Source organism: Actinomycetospora sp. TBRC 11914, from assembly GCF_012933465.1.
GTDB lineage: Bacteria > Actinomycetota > Actinomycetes > Mycobacteriales > Pseudonocardiaceae > Actinomycetospora.
Window position 1 is genome coordinate 172,587 of the sequence record NZ_JABBND010000001.1, and the last position, 19,659, is coordinate 192,245.

Annotated in this window: 22 protein-coding genes; 16 read left to right on the forward strand and 6 right to left on the reverse strand. The window is 74.2% G+C overall.

The features are described from left to right. Window positions 1-4: 4 nt before the first annotated feature. Window positions 5-781 carry an SGNH/GDSL hydrolase family protein gene (locus tag HH311_RS00750; protein ID WP_169181688.1) on the forward strand — a complete coding sequence of 259 codons (777 nt, stop codon included), beginning with the start codon at window positions 5-7 and terminating at the stop codon, window positions 779-781. 28 nt (window positions 782-809) lie between these two features. Here the strand turns inward: HH311_RS00750 and HH311_RS00755 are convergent, their stop codons facing one another. Beyond that, complete coding sequence (locus HH311_RS00755) at window positions 810-1,601, reverse strand: alpha/beta fold hydrolase (protein WP_248291983.1); 792 nt, start codon at window positions 1,599-1,601, stop codon at window positions 810-812. A gap of 55 nt (window positions 1,602-1,656) precedes the next feature. Between HH311_RS00755 and HH311_RS00760 the strand changes: the two genes are divergently transcribed. The 4 genes from HH311_RS00760 (at window position 1,657) to HH311_RS00775 (ending at window position 4,902) form a co-directional block, all read left to right on the forward strand. After that, complete coding sequence (locus HH311_RS00760; protein ID WP_169181689.1) at window positions 1,657-2,532, forward strand: AraC family transcriptional regulator; 876 nt, start codon at window positions 1,657-1,659, stop codon at window positions 2,530-2,532. A 68-nt stretch (window positions 2,533-2,600) separates the two neighbouring features. After that, window positions 2,601-3,374: a phosphatase PAP2 family protein gene (locus tag HH311_RS00765; protein WP_169181690.1), complete on the forward strand. Its 774-nt coding sequence runs from the start codon at window positions 2,601-2,603 to the stop codon at window positions 3,372-3,374. Between the two features lie 107 nt (window positions 3,375-3,481). Then, the gene (locus tag HH311_RS00770; protein WP_169181691.1) at window positions 3,482-4,267 is read left to right on the forward strand and encodes a phosphatase PAP2 family protein; all 786 of its coding nucleotides are present in this window, start codon (window positions 3,482-3,484) and stop codon (window positions 4,265-4,267) included. A gap of 242 nt (window positions 4,268-4,509) precedes the next feature. After that, window positions 4,510-4,902, forward strand: a complete 393-nt coding sequence (locus HH311_RS00775) for a hypothetical protein (protein WP_169181692.1) — start codon at window positions 4,510-4,512, stop codon at window positions 4,900-4,902. 18 nt (window positions 4,903-4,920) lie between these two features. On the opposite strand, the gene HH311_RS00780 is transcribed toward HH311_RS00775, so the two are convergent. The 4 genes from HH311_RS00780 to HH311_RS00795 are packed head-to-tail and all read right to left on the reverse strand — an operon-like array spanning window position 4,921 to window position 8,333. Then, window positions 4,921-5,883, reverse strand: coding sequence for an AraC family transcriptional regulator (locus HH311_RS00780; protein ID WP_169181693.1), 963 nt, complete (start codon window positions 5,881-5,883; stop codon window positions 4,921-4,923). After that, window positions 5,883-6,335 (reverse strand): DUF1931 family protein, encoded by a 453-nt coding sequence (locus HH311_RS00785; protein ID WP_169181694.1) that lies wholly within the window; start codon window positions 6,333-6,335, stop codon window positions 5,883-5,885. The genes HH311_RS00780 and HH311_RS00785 overlap by 1 nt, the downstream gene beginning before the upstream one ends. Window position 6,336: 1 nt before the next feature. Beyond that, entirely contained in the window at window positions 6,337-8,064 is a 1,728-nt protein-coding gene (locus HH311_RS00790; protein WP_211189453.1) for an FAD-dependent oxidoreductase, read from the reverse strand. Next, window positions 8,061-8,333, reverse strand: a complete 273-nt coding sequence (locus tag HH311_RS00795) for a UBP-type zinc finger domain-containing protein (protein WP_169181695.1) — start codon at window positions 8,331-8,333, stop codon at window positions 8,061-8,063. Before HH311_RS00795 ends, HH311_RS00790 begins: the two co-directional genes overlap by 4 nt. A gap of 316 nt (window positions 8,334-8,649) precedes the next feature. Here HH311_RS00795 and HH311_RS00800 point away from each other — a divergent pair, with 316 nt between their 5' ends. The 10 genes from HH311_RS00800 to HH311_RS00845 all read left to right on the forward strand — a co-directional run bounded on the left by HH311_RS00800 (window position 8,650) and on the right by HH311_RS00845 (window position 17,898). Then, window positions 8,650-9,138: a thioredoxin domain-containing protein gene (locus tag HH311_RS00800; protein ID WP_312029856.1), complete on the forward strand. Its 489-nt coding sequence runs from the start codon at window positions 8,650-8,652 to the stop codon at window positions 9,136-9,138. A 249-nt stretch (window positions 9,139-9,387) separates the two neighbouring features. Next, the gene (locus HH311_RS00805; RefSeq protein ID WP_312029857.1) at window positions 9,388-9,882 is read left to right on the forward strand and encodes an Hsp20/alpha crystallin family protein; all 495 of its coding nucleotides are present in this window, start codon (window positions 9,388-9,390) and stop codon (window positions 9,880-9,882) included. 25 nt (window positions 9,883-9,907) lie between these two features. Then, window positions 9,908-10,429 (forward strand): general stress protein, encoded by a 522-nt coding sequence (locus HH311_RS00810; RefSeq protein ID WP_211189454.1) that lies wholly within the window; start codon window positions 9,908-9,910, stop codon window positions 10,427-10,429. A gap of 1 nt (window position 10,430) precedes the next feature. Beyond that, window positions 10,431-12,335: a molecular chaperone DnaK gene (dnaK, locus tag HH311_RS00815; protein ID WP_169181697.1), complete on the forward strand. Its 1,905-nt coding sequence runs from the start codon at window positions 10,431-10,433 to the stop codon at window positions 12,333-12,335. An 8-nt stretch (window positions 12,336-12,343) separates the two neighbouring features. Then, on the forward strand, window positions 12,344-12,976 hold the full coding sequence (locus tag HH311_RS00820; protein WP_169181698.1) for a nucleotide exchange factor GrpE: 633 nt from the start codon (window positions 12,344-12,346) through the stop codon (window positions 12,974-12,976). Between the two features lie 6 nt (window positions 12,977-12,982). Further along, entirely contained in the window at window positions 12,983-13,972 is a 990-nt protein-coding gene (locus HH311_RS00825) for a DnaJ C-terminal domain-containing protein (protein ID WP_169181699.1), read from the forward strand. 17 nt (window positions 13,973-13,989) lie between these two features. Further along, on the forward strand, window positions 13,990-14,304 hold the full coding sequence (locus tag HH311_RS00830; protein ID WP_169182568.1) for a chaperone modulator CbpM: 315 nt from the start codon (window positions 13,990-13,992) through the stop codon (window positions 14,302-14,304). Then, window positions 14,304-16,946 (forward strand): ATP-dependent chaperone ClpB, encoded by a 2,643-nt coding sequence (gene clpB / locus HH311_RS00835; protein WP_169181700.1) that lies wholly within the window; start codon window positions 14,304-14,306, stop codon window positions 16,944-16,946. Before HH311_RS00830 ends, clpB begins: the two co-directional genes overlap by 1 nt. Continuing rightward, window positions 16,943-17,425: a thioredoxin gene (trxA, locus tag HH311_RS00840; RefSeq protein ID WP_169181701.1), complete on the forward strand. Its 483-nt coding sequence runs from the start codon at window positions 16,943-16,945 to the stop codon at window positions 17,423-17,425. The genes clpB and trxA overlap by 4 nt, the downstream gene beginning before the upstream one ends. After that, a complete protein-coding gene (locus HH311_RS00845) occupies window positions 17,422-17,898 on the forward strand; it encodes a hypothetical protein (RefSeq protein ID WP_169181702.1) in 477 nt (158 codons plus the stop codon). The genes trxA and HH311_RS00845 overlap by 4 nt, the downstream gene beginning before the upstream one ends. Before the next feature lie 97 nt (window positions 17,899-17,995). On the opposite strand, the gene HH311_RS00850 is transcribed toward HH311_RS00845, so the two are convergent. Further along, on the reverse strand, window positions 17,996-18,292 hold the full coding sequence (locus HH311_RS00850; protein WP_169181703.1) for a putative quinol monooxygenase: 297 nt from the start codon (window positions 18,290-18,292) through the stop codon (window positions 17,996-17,998). A gap of 354 nt (window positions 18,293-18,646) precedes the next feature. Here HH311_RS00850 and HH311_RS33005 point away from each other — a divergent pair, with 354 nt between their 5' ends. Continuing rightward, complete coding sequence (locus HH311_RS33005) at window positions 18,647-19,621, forward strand: AraC family transcriptional regulator (RefSeq protein ID WP_169181704.1); 975 nt, start codon at window positions 18,647-18,649, stop codon at window positions 19,619-19,621. Window positions 19,622-19,659: the final 38 nt, after the last annotated feature.

Genomic DNA, 19,659 nt, shown 5'->3' on the forward strand with positions numbered 1-19,659 from the left:
GACGATGAACGGTGCCACGCGGTATGTGGCCCTCGGCAGCTCGTTCGGGGCGGGGCCGGGGCTGCGACCACGCGCGCCGGGGAGCCCCTGGCGAGCTGGCCGGTCGGCGATCAACTACGCGCATCTGGCCGCGGGCCACCTCGCGCTCGACCTGCACGACGCGACCTACTCCGGGGCCCGCGTCGCGGACATCCTCGCCGGGGCCCGGCAGGGTCGGGGTCAACTGGCCGCGCTCGACGCCTCGACGGCGTTGGTGACGGTCACCGCCGGGGGCAACGACATCGGGTACCTCCCGGCGCTGACGCTCGCGAGCCTTCCCGGCGCGGTGCGCGAGCGTGGCCGGGTTCGGCGACGCCTCGCCGGGCTCACCGACGACGGCCGACTGGGAGATCGGCTCCAGCAGCTCGAGCGGGACCTGGAGCGGCTCGCGATCCGGATCCGGGCCGCCGCGCCGTCGGCGCGGCTCGTGCTGGTCGACTATCTGACGATCCTCCCGTCGCGGCCGGATCCAGCACCCCCGCTGCCGACCGATGTCGCGGACTGGGGCCGGCGGGCCGCGTCGGGTCTCTCCCGGACACTGCGCTCGGTGGCGGCGCGGACGGACGACGGCTTCGTGGCCGCCGCCGACGCCTCGCGCGCGCACCACGCGTGGTCCGCGGCACCGTGGACCCGGCGCTTCCACTACTCGCTGCGCGGCGGCGCCGCGTACCACCCGAACGCGACGGGGATGGCGAACGTCGCCCGTCTCCTCGTGGAGCACCTCGAGGACGCCGCGCGGTGATCCGCGCACCCCGACCCTTCGCGCGGATTCAGCCCAGCACCTTCCTGATCGCCGCGGCGACCGCGTCGGGGGCCTCGAGGGGCAAGAGGTGTCCCGCGCCGGGGACGACGGTGAGGTCGGTCGCGGCGGGCAGGGTGGGGAGCAGCAGTTCGCGCAGTGCCCGGGGTGGCTCGACGCGGTCGGACTCCCCGACGATCACCAAGGTCGGCGTGCTGATCGCGCCGGGCCCCAGGTCCGCGGCGATCCCGTGCAGCGGCCAGTCGCGGCGCACCGCCGCGGAGGCGCCCGTGCTGTCGGCGATGACCTGGGCGCGAAGGTCCGCCGGGAGGGGGTTCGCGGTCAGGACGTCGTCGAGCGCGGCCGCCACGGTGTCGGCGGTGTCGTAGGCGTGGGCGAGCTGCTCCTGGTAGGCCGCGGTGATCCAGTGCGGCGGGCGGGGCGGAGCGGGAGCGACGAGGACCAGTCCGCGGAGCCACGCCGGACGGCGTCGAGCAAGGATCTGGGCGACCTTGCCGCCCTGGGAGTGTCCGACGACCACCACGTCGCGCACCCCGAGCCGGTCGACGACGGCCTCGGCGTCGTCGGCGAGGGCGGTGATCCCCCACGGTCCGGGCCGGTCGGCCTGCTCACCCCACCCGCGCTGGTCCCAGGCGAGCATCGCGTGGTCGGGCAGCCGGTCCTGCACGGGCCGCCACGTCGCCGCCGACCCGCCCCAGTAGTGCAGGAACAGCAGCGTCGGCCCGTGGCCCTCGTGGTGATGAAGGGTCATCGCCGGGTCGTCGAGGTGGATCGTCGCCGAGGTCGTGGTCGTGGTGTCCATGCCGTTCACGCTAGGTTCCGACCAGCGTCCGATCATCGTCGTCAAGGGTCAGCACATGGTGGAAACGGGACACGTGCCCGACGGTCTGCGCCAGCTGACGTACCAGCCCGGCCCTGCGGCCCCGGGCCCGATCGAGCTCCTGACCTTCGCCGGCTTCCGGCGCGTCGACCGTGCCCTGCGCACCCGGCCACAACGCCCGGACTTCGACGTCCTCGCGCTCGTCCGCGAGGGCACCGGTCGTCTGCGGGTCGACTTCGACGACACCGCGCTCGTCCCCCGGACCATCGCCTGGATCCGGCCCGGGCAGGTCAACCAGTGGATCGACATCGAGGATCTCGACGGAGATCTCGTGCTGTTCAGCACCGCCGCCGTCGCCTTCACCGCCGACCCGCCGGCCTGCTGGACCGTCCCCGACCCCGCCTGGCGACTGGTCACCCTCGCCGCCGACCACCTACGTGCCGAGTACGACGCCGCGCCGACCGGTCCGATCCTGGCCGACCTGCTCACCGTCCTGCTCCGCCGCGCCACCGCCGACCAACCGCAGGCACCCGAGCACCGCGACGACCTCGCCCGGCGCTTCCGCGCCGCCGTCGAGACCGACCTCGGCAGCGGCCGACGGCGAAGCGTCGCCGAGCACGCCGCCGCGCTCGGCTACTCCGCCCGAACCCTCGACCGTGCCGTCACCCGGGCCACCGGGGTGAGCGCGAAGTCCTACCTCGACCAGCGCGTCCACCTCGAGGCGCGACGGATGCTCGCCCACTCCGCACTCAGCGTCGCCGTCTGCGCCCGACACCTCGGCTTCCCCGACGCCGCGAACTTCTCCGCCTTCTTCACCCGGCTCTCGGGCACCACCCCGGGACGCTGGCGCCACCAGGCCACGGCGGACGTCCCGCGGCCCGCGACGACAGCACCGGAGCGATCCGACACGTGAGGCCTCGCGGGGGGCGCGGCGGCTCGAGCGGCCGACCACCGGCGCCGCTCGTGGGGCACGCTGGGGCGGTGACCGCCCTGCCCGGACCGCTCGACCGCCGGCGCCTCGCCCGGTTCGTCCTCGAGGCGGCGGTGATGGTCTCGCCGTTGGTCGTGTCCGAGCTGCTCGGACGGTTCGCGCTGCCCTCGGAGCGGACGGCGTTCGACCACGCCGAGCAGATCGCCCGCCTCGAGCACACCCTCGGCGTGGACGTCGAGCACCACGTCACCGCCGTGGCCGCCGCGCACCCGACGCTCCACACCGCTGCGACCGGCTATTACGCGACGGTGCACTTCGTGGGGACGGCGGCGGCCGCCCTGACCCTGGCGCTCCTGCGGCCCGGCCGCTGGGCGGGCATGCGGACGGCGTTCCTCGTCGCCTCCGGTCTGGCCCTGGTCATCTCCCGGCTGTGGCCGCTCATGCCGCCGAACCTCGCGGGGCCCGGGATCGGCTCGGCCGGGGCGGTGCTACCCGCGTCGCACCCCCCGAACGCCTACGCGGCCATGCCCTCGCTGCACACGGTGTGGGCGCTCTGGACCGCGGCCGCCCTGGTGCTGGCGACGCGCCGGACGCGGCCCGCGGTGCGGTGGCCCGTCGCGGTCCTGGGCGGGGCGCACGTGGCGGCCACCGTCGCGATCGTGCTCGGGCTCGGCCACCACTTCGTCGCCGACGTGCTGGCGGGGGTGGCGGTCGCCGCGGCCGGGGCGGGCGGAGCGGCGGTGGTGCACGCCCGGACGCGGCGCGGGCGACGCGCGCGCTCCCCGCGGGGGCCGGCGACGATCCAGGCACTCGTCACCGCCTGACCCGGGAGCGGGCACCCGCGTGATCCCCGCGGCGCCCGGGTACCACTCGGCCCCGGCGTCGTCGACCCCCCTGCGCGCCACCCGGAGGCACGCAGCTCGAGGGGGTCGTGATCGCCGTCGACGCGGAGAACCGCGAGTGCCGACGCGCCCGGGACGACGCAGCGGTCGTCCGGCCCGTCCTCGAGGGCTGGGACCGGCGCCGCGCCGGGCGGGTGCTGGGCGAGCTCGCGCTGATGCTGTCGCCGCTGGTGCCCTACCAGCTCCTCGCGATGCTCCCGGACTCCCCGGCGCCGGCGATCGCCCACGGCCGGGCGATCCTCGCGCTGGAGCGGTCCTGGGGGCTGGCCGTGGAGCAGACCCTCGTCGAGGCCACGGCCGCGCGCCCGACGCTGCTCGCGGTGGCCCACGTCTACTACGAGGTCGGCCACTTCGCCGGGGTGGTGCTGGCCGCGCTCCTCGTCGCCGCCGCGGCGCCCGCGCGCTGGCCGGTGCTCCGGACCGCGTTCGTGGTGACCACGCTGCTCGGGCTGGTGGTCTTCGTCCTCGACCCGACCGCACCCCCCAACCTGCTGCCCGGCACCGTCTTCGCCACCCTGCCGACCAGGAACCCGCCCGACCCGTTCGCCGCCATGCCCTCCGAGCACGTCGCGTGGACCGTCTGGGCGTTGACGGCGGTGCTCGTGGCCGCCGCCGCGCTGCGCCGGAAGCGCCACGGCGTCCTCGCCACGGTCGCGGTGGTGCTCGCCGTGGTGCACCTCGGGCTGACGGTGCTCGTGATCCTGGCGACCGGTCACCACTACGTGCTGGACGCCGCGGCCGGTGTCCTCGCCCTCGCGGGGGGCCTCGCGCCGGCCGTCCTGGGCCACCGCCTGCTGCGCCGGTGTGCTCGCTGAGCTTCCCGGCCTGGGCACCGCGGTCCTCGGCCCGACGGGTGGGAGTCGGCCGCCGGGATGTGCCCCGTCGAGCCGGTGCGACGCCGTCGAGGGCCCGGCACCGTGGCGGCCCAGGACGTCGAGGAGGAGAGCCGAGGAGGAGATACGTAGTGGGCCGGACACCGAGGACGACCACCGCCGCGTCGTCCCCCTCGCCCCCGACGCGGACCGGCCCCCGCGCCTCGTCGGCGACGAGGCTCGCCATGAGCTGCGCCGCGGCCGCGTGCGTGGTGGGGGGCTGCGCCTCGGGCACGACGCCCACCGGCCCGACGATGGACGTGACCGTGTCCACGATGACCGACGCCCCGGTGACGATCTATTTCGACGCACGTCAGCGGGGCCGGTCCGGCGTGGCGGGGCGCGGCGTGCCCCCGACGCCGGTGGAGCTGTCCCCGGAGCGCCCGTCCGCCGTCGTGACCGTGCCCTACGACCCGGGCTCCTGGCTGCGGGTGCGCGTGGCGGGTCCGGCCGACCGTCCGACGGGCCACATCGTGGGGTGCGAGCTGCGCGCCACGGACGGCCGCCTCCTCGCCGTCGACGCCACCGACCCCTTCGATCCCCCCGACGAGGACGCCAGCTGCGCGGGCTCCGAGTGAACCGCGGGGACGAGGGGATCAGGCGAACGCGGGGCCGCGCAGGGTCTGTGCGGGTGACCGGCCGAAGCGGGCGCCGTACGCGGCCGGGAACGTGCGCGGCGAGAAGCCCCACGACCTCGCCACCGCGGACACCGTCGTCTCGTCGGGCCGGTGGGACTCCAGATCGCGGTGGGCCCGACCCATCCGGACCCGGTCGACGTCGTCGCGGGGCAGCACGTCGCGGTGACGTCGCCAGCATCCCTGCAGGGCGAGGACGCTGAGCCCGACGCGCGCCGCCACGCTCCCCGAGGTCAGCGGCAGCTCGGGGTGGGCCTCGACCAGATCCAGACCCTCGCGGACCGGGCGCGGGCCCCAGGTCCGGACCGGCGCGTCGAGGGCTTCGCGCTCGGGATGCTCGGTGAGGCGCAGCAGCCCGGCCAGCAACGCGGCCTGCAGGGGCTCCGCGCTCAGCGGGTTCGCGAGGAGGGCCGCGGGGCCGGGCCCGGGCGCGCCGACGGACCGGACCACGCCGGCCCACGCCGCACCGCCCGCCGTCGGCGGCACCGTCGACGCCGGGAGCCGCAGCGGTCGCTGCACGGTCCGGCCGAGGAGCGCCTCCAGGGCGTCCTCGAGCGCGGCCGCCTCGACCCGCACCACGACGACATGGGTGCCGTCGCCGGTGGTCACCGCCGCCGGGGCGAAGGGGGTGACGACGACCGCCTGCCCTGGTCCGAGATCGAGCCCGCGGCCGTGGTGGTCGGCGTGGATCGGCCCCCGGACCGGCAGCCCGGCCAGATAGCCCGGGTCGTCGTCGATCCGCATCCGGATCCCCTCGGAGCAGCGGACGTCCTCCACGGACAGCGGGCCGCGGGTGATCCGGTGCAGGTGCAGGGCGAACCGGGCCTGCGGGGAGTGCGCGAGACGCAGCGCCGCGGTCAGGTGCTCCTCGGCGCGGCGCGGGTCGGTCTCGTGGACGTCGGAGGAGCGGGTGTCGGTCGTCATCAGAACACCTGCCGGAAGATCGTGGTGACTCGGTCCCAGTGCTCCGTCCCGGGATCGACGACCTCGGGGTCGACCGCGCGGAAGGTCCGCGCGAGGGCGACGGCGAGCCCGCCGAAGAGCTCGACCAGCACGTCCTCGGTCTCCTCCGCGAAGGTCACGTCGGCGGGTGGGCGACGGACGGTCTCCGCGAGCAGGCGCCGGATCTCGTCGGCCTCCTCGAGCTCGTCGAACTCCCGCATCCGCTCCTGGACCCCCTTGGTGACGGGGAGGTCCTGGGGCGCGATCACGTCCCGGCCGTTCGACCTGGCGGTGTTGCGGCCGGTGATCGCGACGTCGTCGATCATCTCGTCGACGAAGGTACGGAAACGCTTCACGTCGTTGCGATCGATCTTGACGTGTCCCACCGATCGGAAGAATCGTTGGAACACCGGGATTCCCGACGGGACGGTCATGTCAGCTCCTGCTGGTGACTCGGGCCAGGTACTCGTGCGCGAGACGGACCGCCATGGCCCCCTCGCCGACCGCGGACGCCACGCGTTTGATCGACCCGCTCCGCACGTCGCCCGCCGCGAACACCCCGGGGACGTCGGTCTCGAGCGTCGTCGGCGCGTGCCTGCTCGCTCCCCCGCCGCCGTCGCCGCCGCCGCCGTCGTCGAGGGCGGGTCCGGTGCGGACGTAGCCGCCGTCGTCGAGGGCGACCGACCCGGCCAGCCAGCCGGTGCACGGGCTGGCGCCGATGAACACCATGAGCTCGCGGGCGGGCAGCTCCGAGCGCGTCCCGCTCGTGGTGTCCTCCACGACCACCGCCTCGAGACGGCCGTCCTCGCCCTCGAGATCCCGCACCTCGGTGTGCAGGTGCACCTCGATCCGGGGGTCGCGCAGGATCCGGTCGGCCAGGTACCGCGACATGTACTCGTCGAGGGAGTGCTCCCGGGCGATCAGCCGGACCGAACGAGCGTGGTCGGCGAGGAAGAGAGCGGCCTGGCCCGCCGAGTTCCCGCCGCCCACCACCACCACCGGGTCGTCCACGCACAGCTGGGCCTCGACGAGGGTCGCGGCGTAGTAGACGCTGGTCTGCTCGAACTCGTCGAGCCGTGGGACCGGCAACCGCCGGTACCGGGCCCCGGTGGCGACCACGACGGTGCGCGTGGGGATGGCGTCCCCACCGGACAGCCGGACGGCGGGGTGGGGGCCGGAGACGTCGAGCGAGACCGCATCGGCGGGCACGGTCGCCGTGGCGCCGAACTTCCGCGCCTGGACCTCGGCGCGCTCGGCCAGCTCGGCACCGGAGATGCCGGCCGGGAAGCCGAGATAGTTCTCGATGCGCGACGAGCGCGCGGCCTGACCTCCGGTGGCGACGGCGTCGAGGACCTGGGTGGACAGCCCCTCGGAGGCCGCGTAGACGGCCGCGGCGAGGCCGGCCGGGCCGGCCCCGACCACGAGGAGATCGCACATCCGGGTCGTGGGCCGGTCGGGGCGCCGCCCGACGAGCGCCGCGAGCTCGGCGGTGTCGGGGTTGCGCAGCACCTGGTCGCGCCAGAGCACGACCGGGGTCTCCGCGGTCGTGATCCCGAGGCCCCGCAGGAGCGACTCGGCCCCGACGTCGGACTCGAGGTCGATGAACCGGTGAGGGAGCCGGTTGCGCGCCGCGAACTCACGCAGCCTGCGGGTGTCGGGGGAATACCGGGATCCGACGATGCGGAAGCCGATCCCCTCACCGATCGCGAGGGTGCGCCGTGCCAGGTAGGCCCGCAGGATCTCGTCACCGAACGCCGGGTCGCGGACCAGGAAGTCCCGCAGGCGGTCCACGGGGACCTCGAGCACCTCACCGGGGTCCAGCACCACCGTCGAGAAGAAGGCGACCTCACCGGTCAGCAGGCCGAGCTCCCCCAGGAACCGTCCGGGTCCGTGCACGCGGACGAGCCGCTCCGCCGGGGTACCGAGCGCCTCGACGACGGCGGTCCGGCCCGACAGCACCACGAGGAAGGACTCCTCGGGGCGCCCCTCGGTGACGAGCACCTCCCCGCGGCGGGTCTGCCGGCGCGACCCGTCCTGGCTCAGCACCCCGATCCGGTCCTCGGACAGCCGGGGGTAGGCGCCCGCAAGGTCCGGCGTCTCGCCGGGCGGTGCCGTGGCGAGCAGACGCTCGACGTCGTCGGCGGTGGTCGTCTCGGGACTCATGCGAAGGCCTCGTCGACGTAGCACCAGCGCCAGTCCTCACCCGGCTGCGCCGAGCGCACGATCGGGTGCCCGATCACGCCCGCATGGGCGCGGGCGTGGCGCATCGGTGACGAGTCGCAGCACCCGACGTGCCCGCACGTCAGGCACAGCCGCAGATGCACCCACGGCGTGCCCATCCGCAGGCACTCCTCGCACCCGTCGGTGCGCGGGACCACGTCGCGGACCCAGGCGAGGTGCGGGTCGGTGACCACGCCGTGCGGGGCGTTCATCGCCGACCTCCCCGGTCCGGCGGCCGTCCTGTCGGGGCCGGGGACGGCAGCGGGCCGAGCCCGCGGCGCGACCCGGCGCGCACACGTGTCACGAGCGACTCCTGGAGATCGGAGGTCAGGTCGCGGGTCGTCGGCTCGCCCGACCCGCGCCATCACCGTCACACCGCCGTGCCGCGTCCGATTCGGTCCGGCAGAGGAAAACCCGGCGGGCCTGCTGGACCCGGTGGGTCGATCCCCCGCCCCGGGCGTCGCGGCACCGTCGGTCCCCCGTCTGCGAGGGACGCCGGCGACCGGGGACCGCGGGGTGGAGGCGAGCGTGGAGCAGGTGTTCCGCCGGATGTACGCCCGCGTCGGACCCGTCGGCGCGTGGTCGGGCGTCGTCCGCTGTCCCCGGTGCCGGCGACGCAACCGGGTACCCGGCGCCGGGACCGGCGTGCCCGTCTGCGGCACCTGCCGTCACGTCCTGCCGTGGATCACCGCCGCGGGGGACGACGACTTCGCGGCGGTGGCCGACCAGGCGACGCTGCCGGTGATCGTCGGGCTGTGGGCGCCGTGGTGCGGGCTCAGCTGGGCGGCCCGGATGGTGCTGGAGCGGGCCGCCCTCGCCCGTCCGGGGCAGGTCAAGCTGGTCGAGGTCGACGTGGCGGTGGCGCCGCGGCAGGTGCAGCGGTTCGCGGTGCGCATGGTTCCGACGCTGTTGGTCCTGCGGTCCGGGCGACCCGTCGCCCGCCGTCACGGTGTCCTGTCGGCGCCCGAGTCCCGGCACTGGCTCGACGAGACGGTGGGCCCCGAGCCGCGCCGGTGAGGCCCCGCGCTCGGCCCGCCTCAGCGGCCGTGAGTACAGGTGTGGCCGCGACCGGATCGGTGCGGTGCCCGAGGGCCGGGTCGGCGGGGTCAACCGCGGCCGACCTCCCGGGCCCAACCGACGCCGCGAGATTGCCCCCGCGGGACCGGTTCGGCGCGGGGCGGGCACGGCGCACCGTGGGACTCGCCCGGCACCCGCCGCGGCGCCACCGAGAGCGACCCGCGTAGATCGGAGGCCTCCATGGCTCTCATGCGCTTCGATCCCTTCCGAGAGTTCGACCGGCTCGCGGAGCAGACCCTCGCCACCGGGGCACGCGCCGCACGCGGCATGCCGATGGAGGCGTTGCGCCGCGGCGACGAGTTCCTGGTCTTCCTCGACCTGCCCGGCGTCCGGCGTGAGGACGTCGACATCAGCGTCGAGCGCAACGTCGTGAGCATCCACGCCAACCGTGCTCCGCAGCGGCAGGAGGGCGACGAGGTCATCGTCGACGAGCGGCCGTACGGCGTCTTCGCCCGCCACCTGTTCCTCGGGGAGAACCTCGATCCGTCCGGGCTGTCGGCGGAGGTGGACTCCGGCGTGCTGACCCTGCGGGTCCCGGTCAACCCGGCGAGCAAGCCGCGCAAGGTCGCCGTGAGCTCGACCGCCGAGGAGGACGGCGCCCCGGACAGCAACCCCGGGAGCAGCGAGCAGTCCGAGAACAGCGAGCAGTCCGAGAACAGCCCGGTCGGGGCCGGCTCCCGCTGACCCGACGACACCCAGGAGGTCGATCATGACCGAGCAGGCGAGGTCCTTCGCCCAGACTCCGGACGACACCGTGTCGCCGACCGGCCGCCCCGCGGCCCGGCCCGCGCGCCGCGCGATCTCGTCCCACGACAGCTACGCCGAGGCGGAACGGACCGTCGACCGGCTCGCCGACATGGACTTCCCGGTCGAGCACGTCGCGATCATCGGTCGCGACCTGGCGACCGTCGAGCAGGTCACGGGCAAGTTGGACTATCCCCGGGCGGCGTGGCGCGGGGCCGTCCCCGCCGCCGCCACCGGCGCGCTGATCGGGTGGGTCTTCGGGCTCTTCCACTGGCTCGACCCGCTCGTCGCGTCGGTGCTCCTCGCCCTGTACGGCCTCGTCTTCGGCGCGGTCCTCGGCGCGATCGTGGGCGTGCTCGGCCACGCGCTGCAGCACGGCCGACGCGACTTCTCGTCGGTCGTGATGACGGAGGCCCAGCGTTTCGAGGTCGTCGTCGACGAACCGTTCGCCGACCAGGCGATCCGACTGCTCGAAGGAAGGAACTGACATGGCGCGCGCCGCGGGGATCGACCTCGGCACCACGAACTCGGTGATCGCCGCCTGGGAGGGCGGGGCCTCCGAGGTGATCCCGAACGCCGAGGGTGCGCGGACCACACCGTCGGTGGTCGCGTTCACCGACTCCGGGGAACGCCTGGTCGGGCAGCTCGCCCGCCGGCAGGCGATCCTCAACCCCCAGGGCACGGTCTACTCGGTCAAGCGGTTCATCGGGCGCCGCTTCGACGAGGTGACCGACGAGGCCGCCCAGGTCACCTACGACGTGGTGCCCGACGAGAACGGCAACGCGCGGATCAAGATCCGGGACAAGCTCTACGCCCCGGAGGAGATCAGCGCGATGATCCTGCGCAAGCTCGCCGACGACGCGGGCCGGCAGCTGGGCGAGAAGGTCGACAAGGTCGTCATCACCGTGCCGGCCTACTTCAACGACGCCCAGCGCACCGCGACCCGCGACGCCGGCCGGATCGCCGGCCTCGACGTGCTCCGGATCATCAACGAGCCGACGGCCGCCGCACTGGCCTACGGGCTGGACAAGCGCCAGCACGAGTCGGTCCTGGTGTTCGACCTCGGAGGCGGGACGTTCGACGTCAGCATCCTCGACGTCGGCGACGGCGTCGTCGAGGTGCGCGCCACCGCCGGTGACACCCACCTCGGCGGTGACGACTTCGACCGCCGGATCGTCGATCAGCTCGCCGACGAGTTCAAGTCGGAGAACGGCATCGACCTCCGCAATGACCCGCAGGCCCTGCAGCGGCTCTACGAGGCGGCCGAGAAGGCGAAGGTCGAGCTCAGCTCCGTCACCCAGACCCAGATCAACCTGCCGTTCGTCACGGCCGACGCGACCGGGCCCAAGCACCTCACCACCACCCTGATGCGCTCGACGTTCGAGCGGCTCACCGCGGATCTCGTCGACCGCACGATGGACCCGGTCAAGCAGGCGATGGCCGACGCCAAGGTGACGGCCGACGACATCGACGAGGTCATCCTCGTCGGCGGTTCCACGCGGATCCCCGCCGTGCAGGCCCTGGTGCGCCGGCTCACCGGCGGCAAGGACCCGAACATGACCGTGAACCCCGACGAGGTGGTCGCCGACGGGGCCGGCACCCAGGCGGGCGTCCTCACCGGCGACGTGTCCGACGTGCTGCTGCTCGACGTCACGCCGCTCTCGCTCGGTGTGGAGACCCAGGGCGGCGTCATGACGAGGATCATGGAACGCAACACCACGATCCCGGCGCGGGGCAGCGAGACCTTCTCCACGGCCGCGGACAACCAGCCCGCCGTCGACGTGGTGGTGCTGCAGGGCGAGCGCGAACGCGCTTCGGACAACCGCGTCCTCGGCCGCTTCCAGCTCGGCGACATCCGGCCGGCGCCCCGGGGCGAGCCGCAGGTCGAGGTCACACTCGACGTCGACGCCAACGGCATCCTCAACGTCACCGCGCGCGACCGCGACACCGGCGCGGAGCAGGGGATCACGATCTCCGAGAGCTCCACCCTGGACCAGGCCGAGGTGGATCGCATGGTCACCGAGGCGGAGCGGAACCGGGCCTCCGACCAGGAGCTGCGGCGGGACGTCGACGCCCGCAACACCCTCGACGCCGTCGCCCACCAGGTGCAGCGCCTGCTCGACGAGCTCGGCGACGACGCACCGGCGCACGAGCGCGCACGGGCCGAGATGCTCGTGACCGACGCCCGCACCGCCGTCCAGGAGGAGGCGCCGCGGGCCCGGGCCGAGGAGCTGACCCAGGAGCTGCAGGGTGTGCTCAGCGGGCTCCAGGCCGCCTCGGCCGGCCGCGGCAACGGGTCGTCGGGCCGGGCGCCCTCCGGTGCCCCGGAGGGCTCGGCGGACGGCGCGGGCAGCGACGACGACGTGATCGACGCCGAGTTCGATCGCACCTGAGTCGCCCCATGACCCCTCACACACCCGGGCGCGACCCGGAACCGACGCAGACCGCTCCGGACGCCATGGCCGACGAGGTCCGTCACGGGCCGGACGGGAGAGCCGAGCCGGACCCCGGCCGGGTCCGGGAGGAAGGAGGGAGCCCCGTCGGAAGCGACGAGACCGACAGCGCCGGCGGGGCGGACGGGCCGGACACCCGGACCCGTCCGTCCGTCGGCGAGCTGGAGGACCGCTGGCGGCGGGCGCTCGCCGACCTGGACAACCTGCGCAAGCGGCACGCCCGCGCGCTCGTCCGGGAACGGGCGGACGAGCGCGAGCGGGTGGCCGCGGCGTTCCTCCCGCTGCTGGACAACCTCGACCTGGCCCTGCAGCACGCGCAGGCCGACCCCGGCGCCATCGTGGACGGGGTCCGGGCCGTCCGCGAGCAGGCGGCGACGGTCCTCGCCGGGCTGGGCTACCCCCGGCAGGACGACACCGGCGTGCCGTTCGACCCGACGCGACACGAGGTGGTGGGCGTCGTCGCGCCCGGGGACGACCGGCCCCCCGGATACGTCACGGACGTGGTCCGGCCCGGCTACGGCAGCCCGGAGCAGCAGCTGCGGCCGGCGTCGGTGACCGTCACCGGGACGGCGGAGGGGTGAGCGGAGATGGCCCGCGACTTCTACGAGGTGCTCGGCGTCCCCCGCGACGCCGGGAGCGAGGAGATCCAGCAGGCCTTCCGGCGGCTGGCCCGGGCCAACCATCCCGACGTCAACCGTGACCCGGCGGCCGAGGAACGGTTCAAGGAGATCAACGAGGCCTACCACGTCCTCTCGAACCCCGAGGAGCGCCGCAAGTACGACCGGTTCGGGGAGGACTTCCGCAGGGTCCCCGACGACTGGGAGCAGACCGTCGGTGCCGGGGTCGGCGGCCGCGCGGGAGGCAGGCCGCGCTCCGGCCCGGCCCCCGGTTCCGGCTCCGCCGGCTCCGCCGGCTTCGGCGGGGGCTTCGGCGGCGACTTCGGCGGGGACTTCGGCGGGGACATCGACATCGAGGACCTCCTCGAGGGCATGTTCGGCCGCGGGCGCGCGCGGTCCGGGCCGATCGCCGGGGCCGACCAGGAGGCGGAGCTGCCCCTGACCGTGGAGGAGGCGTTCCGCGGCGGCCCTCGCCAGGTGACGCTGAACGGTACGGCCGGGCCGCGGACCTACACGGTGACGATCCCACCGGGTGTGACGGACGGGCAGCGCATCCGGCTGGCGGGCGAGGGCGGCCGCGGGGTCGGCGGCGGCGAGCCGGGCGACCTCTACATGGTCGTGCGGCTCCTCCCCCATCCCGAGTTCCGGGTGTCGGGGCGGGACATCACCGTCGATCTGCCGCTCGCGGCGTGGGAGGCCGCCCTCGGCGGGAGCGTGCCGGTCCCGACGCCCGCGGGTGGGACGAAGGTCGAGGTCCCGCCGGGCTCGTCGACCGGGCGCCGCCTGCGCCTGCGGGGGCAGGGCATGCCCAACCCGCGGGGGACGCCGGGGGACCTGTTCGCCGAGGTCAAGGTCATGGTCCCGCCCCGGCCCACCGACGCCGAGCGGGACCTCTTCGCCCGCCTGGCCGAGGTCTCCGACTTCGACCCCCGCCGCGACCGACGGCGAGGCCAGCCATGACCGAGAGGCGGTACGGGATGACGGTCCACCAGCTGGCGGTCCGCCGGCGGCCGACGGCCGAGGGCCGGCGGCGGTTGACCCGGGACGAGTTCAGCCGGCGCAGCGGGGTGCATCCCGAGCTGCTGCGGCGCTTCGTCGCCCTCGGCCTGGTGCAGACCGTGCCGGAGCCGGGCGGCGAGCCGCGGTTCCCACCGGGCCAGCTCGCCGCCATCGCCCGCATCGAGCGCCTCCGGCGCGGGCTCGGACTCAACTACGCCGCGATCGGGCTGGTGTGCGAACTGCTCGACCGCATTCAGGAACTGGAAGGCCGACTGCGGGAACGGAGCAGCTGATGGACCTGAACCGACTCACCCAGCGGTCCCAGGAGGCGTTGTCCGCCGCGCAGGACCTCGCGACCCGGGCCGGACACACCGAGGTCGACGGTGAGCACCTGCTGCTCGCCCTGCTGGAGCAGCCCGAGGGGCTGGTGCCCCGCCTGCTCACGGGGATGGGCACCGAGGTGGCCCGGCTGCGTGGGGATCTCGAGGCCGCGCTGGCGCGCAAGCCCAGGACCACCCGCCCGGCCGCCTCCCCGGGCCAGGTCTCCGTCACGCAGGCCCTGGCGCGTGTCCTGGAGGCGGCCGAACGCGAGGCCGCCCGGCTCAAGGACGAGTACGTCTCCGTCGAGCACCTCCTGGTCGCGCTCGCCGACGCGGGCGGGCAGACGGGGCCGGGCCGCATCCTGGCCCGGCACGGAGTCACCCGGGATCGCGTCCTCGCCGAGCTCACGACGATCCGCGGCAACCAGCGGGTCACCTCGGCGAGCCCGGAGGGCACCTACGAGGCACTCACCAAGTACGGCCAGGACCTCGTCGCGAACGCGAGGGCGGGCCGGATGGACCCGGTCATCGGCCGCGACGCCGAGGTCCGCCGGGTGATCCAGATCCTGTCCCGGAAGTCCAAGAACAACCCCGTGCTGATCGGCGATCCGGGCGTGGGGAAGACCGCGATCGTCGAGGGGCTCGCGCAGCGCATCGCGCACGGCGACGTTCCCGAGGGTCTCATCGACCGGACGGTCTTCTCGCTGGACATGGGTCTGCTCATCGCCGGCGCGAAGTACCGGGGCGAGTTCGAGGAGCGGCTGCAGGCCGTGCTCGCGGAGATCAAGGCCGCCGAGGGGCGGATCCTGCTGTTCGTCGACGAGATGCACACCGTCGTCGGGGCCGGCGCCGCCGAGGGGTCGATGGACGCGAGCAACATGCTCAAGCCGATGCTCGCCCGCGGCGAGCTGCACATGATCGGCGCGACCACCCTCGACGAGTACCGCAAGCACGTCGAGTCCGACGCGGCGCTGGAGCGCCGCTTCCAGCCGGTCTACGTCGACCAGCCCACCATCGAGGACACCGTGTCGATCCTGCGTGGCCTGCGCGAGCGGCTGCAGGTGTTCCACGGGGTACGGATCCAGGACGGCGCGCTCGTGGCCGCCGCGACCCTCTCCGACCGCTACCTGACCGAGCGGTTCCTCCCGGACAAGGCGATCGACCTCGTCGACGAGGCGTGCGCCCGGCTCCGCACCGAGATCGACTCCATGCCTTCGCAGCTGGACGAGATCACCCGTCGGGTGACCCGGCTGGAGATCGAGGAGGCGGCCCTGGCCCAGGAGTCGGACGCGGCGAGCGCCGCCCGGCTCCAGGAGCTGCGTCGCGAGCTGGCCGACCTCCGCGCCGAGGCCGACGCGATGCGCGCCCAGTGGGAGGCCGAGCGGCAGGCCATCAAGCGCGTCCAGGAACTGCGGGCGGAGCTGGAGCAGGTCCGCCACGAGGCCGAGGAGGCCGAGCGCGCCTACGACCTCAACCGGGCGGCCGAGCTGCGCTACGGGCGGTTGGTCGAGCTGGAACGCCGGCTGGCCGCCGAGGAGGAGCACCTCGCGACGCGGCAGGGTGGTCGACGCCTGCTGCGCGAGGAGGTCACCGCGGAGGAGATCGCCGACATCGTCTCCTCCTGGACGGGCATCCCGGTCAGCCAGCTCACCGAGGGTGAGCGGGAGAAGCTGCTGCGGCTGGAGAAGATCCTCCACAGTCGGGTGGTGGGCCAGGACGAGGCGGTCCGCGCGGTGTCCGACGCGATCCTGCGGGCCCGCTCCGGGATCAAGGACCCTCGACGTCCGACCGGCTCGTTCATCTTCCTCGGGCCCACCGGCGTCGGGAAGACCGAGCTCGCGCGGACGCTGGCGTCGGCCCTGTTCGACTCCGAGGAGAACATGGTCCGGATCGACATGAGCGAGTACCAGGAGCGGCACACGGTGTCGCGGCTGGTCGGGGCCCCGCCCGGCTACGTCGGCCACGACGAGGGCGGCCAGCTCACCGAGGCGGTCCGGAGGCGGCCCTACGCCGTCGTCCTGTTCGACGAGATCGAGAAGGCGCACCCCGACGTGTTCAACACGCTCCTGCAGGTGCTCGACGACGGCCGCCTCACCGACTCGCAGGGCCGCACCGTCAACTTCCGCAACACCGTCGTGATCATGACCTCCAACATCGGGTCGCAGTACCTCATCGACGGCGTGACCCCGAGCGGCGAGCTCACCGACGACGCGCGCGATCTGGTGATGGCCCAGCTGCGCTCGCACTTCCGCCCCGAGTTCCTCAACCGGGTCGACGACACCGTCCTGTTCACCCCGCTCGTCCCGGACCAGATCACCGAGATCGTGGACCTGATGCTCACCGAACTGCGAGCCCGGCTGGCCGAGCGCCGCATCGGGCTGCGGGTGACCGACGCGGCGCGGGAGTTCGTGGCCCGCGAGGGCTACGACCCGGTGTACGGGGCGCGGCCCCTGCGCCGGTTCATCGCCCGGGAGGTGGAGACCCGCGTCGCGAGGGCGCTGGTGGCGGGAGAGGTGGTCGACGGCTCGACGATCGACGTCGACGTGCGCGACGGCCGGCTCGTCGTCAGCCACGACGCGCCCACCCGGACCGACGAGGAGGTGGTGCCGGTATGACCGCCGGAACCGTCCGCAACCAGGTGGTGACCTGCCCCCACTGCGGCACGCGCAACCGTGTCCCGGCCGTCGGCGACGGCCTGCCGACGTGCGGGAACTGCCACCGGCACCTGCCGTGGATCGCCGACGCCGGCGACGCCGACTTCGCCGAGGTCGCCGAGCGGGCGCCGCTGCCGGTGCTGGTCGACCTGTGGGCCACGTGGTGCGGGCCCTGCCGCATGGTGAGCCCGGCCCTGGAGCAGCTCGCCCGGGAGCGGGCCGGCCGGATCAAGCTCGTGAAGGTCGACGTCGACGCCAACCCCGGAGTGGCCCGACGTTTCGAGACCATGGCGGTTCCCACGCTGCTGGTCCTGCGTGACGGCGAGGTCGTCGCGCGGCAGGCCGGCGCGGCGCCGATCCCCGCGCTGCGCGCCTGGCTGGACGAGGCACTTCCCGCGGATGCCGGGCCGGTGCCCGGCGAGGAGGAGACGACGTCATGACGAGTGCGACGACGGCCCTGCGCGACCGGGCCTGGGTGGTCCCGCTGCGGCTGATCTCCGGCGGCTACGTCCTCGACTCCGGTATCGGCAAGTGGCACGCCGACGACGACACGGCGAAACAGCTGCACGGGTTCGCCCGCGGCGCCTACCCGTTCCTCGGGAAGATCGACCCGGCCACCTTCACGAAGGCCCTCGCCGCCGGCGAGGTGGGGCTCGGGGCAGCGCTCCTGATCCCGCTCGTGCCGGACGTCGTCGTCGGGATGGGTCTGCTCGGCTTCGGAGGGGCGCTGCTGCGGCTCTACGCGGTCACGCCGGGCATGCGTCGCCCCGGCAGTGTCTTCCCGACGCCCGACGGCGTCGCGCTGGCCAAGGACGCGTGGCTCGTCGCGATCGGGGCGGCCCTGGCGCTGGGCGACCGCGTCCCTCGCCGTCGGCGGCGTTCGTCCTGGCTCGCGACCCTCCGGCGTTCCTGACCGGCCACCACGTCCCCGGTGCCCCGGCGCACCGGTCCACGACCCGTGGACCGGTGCGCTCACCGGGTGGGCGGGACGCGACCGAGGAGACCCTCGCTCAAAGCTTGTTCGCGAGCACGTCGATCGGGCTGATCTCGGGGGGCGAGGCGAAGAGCTCGTCGCTGCGCGCGCCGAGGGCCTTCCCCACCGGACCGTTGAGGTGCGCGTCTCGGGCGGACTCGTCCGGGAACGCGTCGATGATCCCGAAGGTCGTGTCGTCGAAGCGGACCGCGAACCACGGGTAGGTGCCGGGCTCCTCCTCGACCAGGGGCAACGCGGACCGCAGGAACTCCTGGACGGCGTCGCCCATACCGGGCTTGGCCTCGAGCTTGACGAGCAATGCCTTGGTCGCCATCAATCGTCTCCCATTCTCGAAGGGGGCATGAATCGGGACGGTCGGCCTCAGTCCTCGGTGACCGCATGCGCGCGCTGTGCATCGGGCGCGGGACCGGTTCGATCGTGCTCCTCGTCGGGTCTCCCCCGATCGACGTCCCGGTGAGATCACGATGGCGGAACAACCCGGGATGCCGCCTCGACCCCGCATGACGAGGCACTGAGTGATCGTTCCACCTCTCGGGGCGTGGGCACCCCGGTTCCCGACATCGATGCTGGTCGCGGCGTGGGGTCCCGTCGGTCCGGGCTACCGGGCGGCGTCGTCCGGCGGGTCGACCAGGACCTCCGCGATGTGCCGGCTGGGTAGGGTGGTCGAGTGTCTGTGGGGCCCGCACAGTTCTTCTCGTTCCGCGAGCACGATCTCGACGGAGCGAAGGCGGCCGTGGGCAAGGACTTCTTCACCACGTCGATGGATCTCCTGGACCGCAAGGCGAGATACGACTTCCGTTTCGACGGCGTCGTCCTCGGTGCCCTGGCGGTCGGGGTGGCCCACATCAACGCCGGCCTCGAGATCGGCATGGCCGACCTCGAGGACAGCTACTACGTCAACTACTCGGCCTCCGGCTCGATGCACGCCCGCCACCGCGGCCGCTCCGTCGAGGTGACGCCGGGCTGGGGAGCGGTGTACCACCCCATCGGTCCGGTCGGGATGACGACGAGCGACCAGTACGGCTCGTACGCCGTGCGCATCACGCGGAGCGCCGTCAACGAAGCGCTCGAGGAGCAGGTCGGCCTCCCGCTGCCACCGGATCCGGTTCTCGAGCCACACGTGGACCTGCGCACCGGCCCGGGCCGGCGCTGGGACCGGCTCGTCCGGCTCCTGTGCGACGAAGCCCGGACGACGCCGAGCGTGCTGTCGCACCCGATGATCGCCGCGCCGCTCCACGACGCCGTCGTCGCCGGTTTCCTCCACGCCACCGAGCACCGGTGGCGCGACGCGCTGGCCCGTCCGGTCAACTGCTGGAGCCGGACACCGGTGCGTCGCGCCGTGGAGGCCATCCGCAGCGATCCGACGCAGCCGTTCACGCCGACCACCCTCGCCCGGCTGGCCGGGACCCCGACCCGCACCCTGCACGACGGCTTCCGACGCCATCTGGACACCACGCCGATGGACTACCTCCGGCTCGTCCGGCTCGAGCGGGCACACGCCGAGCTGCGCGCCGCGGAGCCGCACGGGACCACCGTGGCGGCCGTGGCGCACCACTGGGGCTTCGGCCACGTCAGCAGGTTCTCCCAGGCCTACGCCCGGGTCTACGGCCGCCCTCCCGGAGCGACGCTGCGCGACCGCTGAACCGGTCGCCTGCGGCGGACGAACGAGGATTGCCGTCC

Bases quoted from the DNA above. Each gene is read 5' to 3' on its own strand.
- HH311_RS00750 (WP_169181688.1), top strand. From the start codon at position 5: ATGAACGGTGCCACGCGGTATGTGGCCCTCGGCAGCTCGTTCGGGGCG.
- HH311_RS00755 (WP_248291983.1), bottom strand. From the start codon at position 1,601: ATGGACACCACGACCACGACCTCGGCGACGATCCACCTCGACGACCCG.
- HH311_RS00760 (WP_169181689.1), top strand. From the start codon at position 1,657: ATGGTGGAAACGGGACACGTGCCCGACGGTCTGCGCCAGCTGACGTAC.
- HH311_RS00775 (WP_169181692.1), top strand. From the start codon at position 4,510: ATGAGCTGCGCCGCGGCCGCGTGCGTGGTGGGGGGCTGCGCCTCGGGC.
- HH311_RS00780 (WP_169181693.1), bottom strand. From the start codon at position 5,883: ATGACGACCGACACCCGCTCCTCCGACGTCCACGAGACCGACCCGCGC.
- HH311_RS00785 (WP_169181694.1), bottom strand. From the start codon at position 6,335: ATGACCGTCCCGTCGGGAATCCCGGTGTTCCAACGATTCTTCCGATCG.
- HH311_RS00790 (WP_211189453.1), bottom strand. From the start codon at position 8,064: ATGAGTCCCGAGACGACCACCGCCGACGACGTCGAGCGTCTGCTCGCC.
- HH311_RS00795 (WP_169181695.1), bottom strand. From the start codon at position 8,333: ATGAACGCCCCGCACGGCGTGGTCACCGACCCGCACCTCGCCTGGGTC.
- HH311_RS00805 (WP_312029857.1), top strand. From the start codon at position 9,388: ATGCGCTTCGATCCCTTCCGAGAGTTCGACCGGCTCGCGGAGCAGACC.
- HH311_RS00810 (WP_211189454.1), top strand. From the start codon at position 9,908: ATGACCGAGCAGGCGAGGTCCTTCGCCCAGACTCCGGACGACACCGTG.
- dnaK (WP_169181697.1), top strand. From the start codon at position 10,431: ATGGCGCGCGCCGCGGGGATCGACCTCGGCACCACGAACTCGGTGATC.
- HH311_RS00820 (WP_169181698.1), top strand. From the start codon at position 12,344: ATGACCCCTCACACACCCGGGCGCGACCCGGAACCGACGCAGACCGCT.
- HH311_RS00825 (WP_169181699.1), top strand. From the start codon at position 12,983: ATGGCCCGCGACTTCTACGAGGTGCTCGGCGTCCCCCGCGACGCCGGG.
- HH311_RS00830 (WP_169182568.1), top strand. From the start codon at position 13,990: ATGACGGTCCACCAGCTGGCGGTCCGCCGGCGGCCGACGGCCGAGGGC.
- clpB (WP_169181700.1), top strand. From the start codon at position 14,304: ATGGACCTGAACCGACTCACCCAGCGGTCCCAGGAGGCGTTGTCCGCC.
- trxA (WP_169181701.1), top strand. From the start codon at position 16,943: ATGACCGCCGGAACCGTCCGCAACCAGGTGGTGACCTGCCCCCACTGC.
- HH311_RS00845 (WP_169181702.1), top strand. From the start codon at position 17,422: ATGACGAGTGCGACGACGGCCCTGCGCGACCGGGCCTGGGTGGTCCCG.
- HH311_RS00850 (WP_169181703.1), bottom strand. From the start codon at position 18,292: ATGGCGACCAAGGCATTGCTCGTCAAGCTCGAGGCCAAGCCCGGTATG.